This is a genomic window from Pseudonocardia terrae, from assembly GCF_021343995.1.
Classification (GTDB): Bacteria; Actinomycetota; Actinomycetes; order Mycobacteriales; family Pseudonocardiaceae; genus Pseudonocardia; species Pseudonocardia terrae.
This window is the reverse complement of record NZ_JAJTTE010000132.1, coordinates 1-2,584: the sequence shown is the minus strand read 5'-3', so window position 1 is coordinate 2,584 and position 2,584 is coordinate 1. Positions and strand designations below refer to the sequence as shown.

At 69.2% G+C, this 2,584-nt stretch carries 3 protein-coding genes; all 3 read left to right on the top strand.

The window, feature by feature from the left end; genetic code table 11:
- Nucleotides 1-375: 375 nt before the first annotated feature.
- The 3 genes from LWC33_RS34520 to LWC33_RS34510 all read left to right on the top strand — a co-directional run bounded on the left by LWC33_RS34520 (nucleotide 376) and on the right by LWC33_RS34510 (nucleotide 2,367).
- Entirely contained in the window at nucleotides 376-546 is a 171-nt protein-coding gene (locus tag LWC33_RS34520) for a hypothetical protein (protein ID WP_233308916.1), read from the top strand.
- A gap of 85 nt (nucleotides 547-631) precedes the next feature.
- A complete protein-coding gene (locus tag LWC33_RS34515) occupies nucleotides 632-1,597 on the top strand; it encodes a site-specific integrase (protein WP_233308915.1) in 966 nt (321 codons plus the stop codon).
- 179 nt (nucleotides 1,598-1,776) lie between these two features.
- A complete protein-coding gene (locus tag LWC33_RS34510) occupies nucleotides 1,777-2,367 on the top strand; it encodes a hypothetical protein (protein WP_233308914.1) in 591 nt (196 codons plus the stop codon).
- The last annotated feature ends 217 nt before the right edge of the window (nucleotides 2,368-2,584 follow it).

The following is a 2,584-nucleotide window of genomic DNA, read 5'->3' as shown; positions in this document are numbered from 1 at the left end:
CAGCGGTGCGAGCCTCGGACGAGTCGTCAGACCCGGATCATCTGTGGAACCCCGGTCCGAAGCAGACCCGGGATAGTGACTGGTGCTGGGCCACCCAGGCCGGTGACGCGCTGGTCGCGATGCAGAATCTCGTGAACGACGCGGTCGCCACCGGCGCCGATGCCCTCGACCCCGCCGCGCTGGCCGAGCAGGTGCGGCGCTACCGCTCAGCAGCTCAGATCGGTCTGCGTGACACCGCGGCCCGCGCCGATCCGGCGATGCGCAAGCACCACGCGCTGGCCCGCCGGCTGCTCGACCGCCAGGGCGACTACCTGCGCTTCACCACCGACTGGCGGATACCCCCCGGACGACAACGGCTCCGAGCGCGACATCCGCATGATCAAGCTTCGGCAGAAGGTGTCCGGCTGCCTGCGCACCCTCACCGGAGCCCGCCAGTTCTGCGCGATCCGCAGCTACCTGTCCACCGCCGCCAAACACGGGCTGCACTTCTTCGAAGTCCTCGTCCTGCTCGCCGAGGGCCACCCCTGGATGCCCGAAACTGCCTGAGCGGCTCTCACGCGACCTGACCAGTCACAGCGATTCGACTCGTCAACGCGTTCGCGCCACCTTGCGGGCAGCTCTCAACGACGCAATGCGCGAGGGTCTGATCCCCTCCAATCCGGCCGCCTTAGTTCGGCTTCCGAGCGGGAAACGCCCGAAGGCACTCATCTGGACCGAGGAGCGCGTCTCCCGCTGGTCTGCTGCGTGCGCCGCGCTCGCCGCCTGCGACCTTGACGACCCTGACCGACAACGGCTCGAGGAAGCGTGCCAACCGCCCTCGCCGGTGATGGTCTGGACGCCGACGCAGCTGGGCGCCTTCCTCGACCACGCCCACCACGACCGCCTCTACGCCCTCTGGCACGTCGTCGCTCACCGCGGCCTCCGCCGTGGTGAGGCGTGCGGCATCGCCTGGGAGGACGTGGACCTGTCGGCCGGGCTCATGGCGATCCGACGGCAGCTGGTCCAGAACGGATGGGAAGTCATCGAGAGCAGACCCAAGTCGGAGGCCGGCAACAGGTTCATCGCCCTCGATGCCGGCACGGTGGCCGCGCTGCGGGCGCGCAAGGAGCAGCAAGACCGAGAGCGGGCCGCCTGGGGCGAGGCCTATCGGGAGTCCGGCCGGGTCTTCACCAAGGAGAACGGCGAGGCCCTGCACCCGGCCTGGGTCACGGCGCGCTTCCATCACCTCGCCGAGGAGGTCGGCCTGCCGCCCGTGCGGCTACACGACCTGCGTCACGGCGCTGCGTCGCTGATGCTTGCGGCGGGAGTGCCGATGAAGGTCGTCCAGGAGACCCTCGGTCACAGTTCGGTGACGCTGACCGCCGACACCTACACGTCGGTCTTCCACGACGTGGCGGCGAGTGCGGCCGAGGCGGTCGCCGCCCTGATCCCACGAGCCCGAGCCGGATCCGCCACGCACAGACCACGCACACACTCGCCCAGAGGCGATCATCCCGAGGTACGATCTCCCCAGGTAGAAGGGGGTGGGCCCCGTGAGGATCGAACTCACAACCCGCGGATTAAAAGATCAGAGCTGACCGTGCTCGTGGCCTGTTGACGGTGGCTGAGCTGCAGCTTCACCTGTCCCTGTTGGCAGATCTGCCTGCGGACGACCGGCGTTCATTGACAGACTGATTGACAGGCACTCCACAGTAGACGATCAGACGGGCCCTCCGGCACTTCCGGAGGTGTTCGGCCGGCACGCCCTGTCCACCTTGCGGCGACATCACGCGGAGCGTGCTCGCGCCGTCGCGTTGCCGTTCGCTGACGAACATCCGTTCGCGCACTGTCGCCACCCCGGGACACCTGGAAGGCCTGGAGCGGGACGCTCCTATCGAGATCATTCTCGACGCCGCGGGCCGCGACGAGGTCCTGCACACCCGGCTCCCGGCGGCCGCCGCCCACCCGGGCTCGCCCGAGCTCTGCGCAGCATCCCCTTCGCCGCCATTGTCTCGAGCGGATACGTGGTGGCCGAGCTCGACCGCGCTGACGACCAGCTCGACGCGGTCCCGGGACATGATCGAGCGGCACCCTGACCTGGTCGCCCGCCGACGCCATCGCGATCCGCGGCCGGGCGCTCGCTGCGCGTCGCCCGGGTGCGACCGGCTCGGCGAGCAGACCTGGTCGAGACAGGACGAGGCCTCGAAGTCGCTGGCAAAGATCCCGCGGACCGCGGTGAAGTCCTGCCATGGCGTAGGCGAGTCCCCACCCCACCTCGTGCGCTGGCTTCTGATGGGTGGAGACACCGCCGAGCACCCCGCCGATCGCGCCCTGAGCGCCGCGACCGAACCGGCTAACGACGAGCGAACGGACCACGAGACCTCGTGATGCCCGGTGTCGCGGTTCCCGGCGTCCGCTCAGCGCCGACCGGCGCTGGTGACCTGGCCTGGATGCCGGCTGTCCCGGCCGCCTCCAGTGGGGAAACGGCGTGATCGAGTTTCTCGGCGCCCTGTATACGGCGATCGTCGCAGTGAGCCCTTTCCACTTGGCCTCAGCCTGGATCCACCGGTGAAGCGCGCTGATTCGGGCGAGTCGTGACACACGA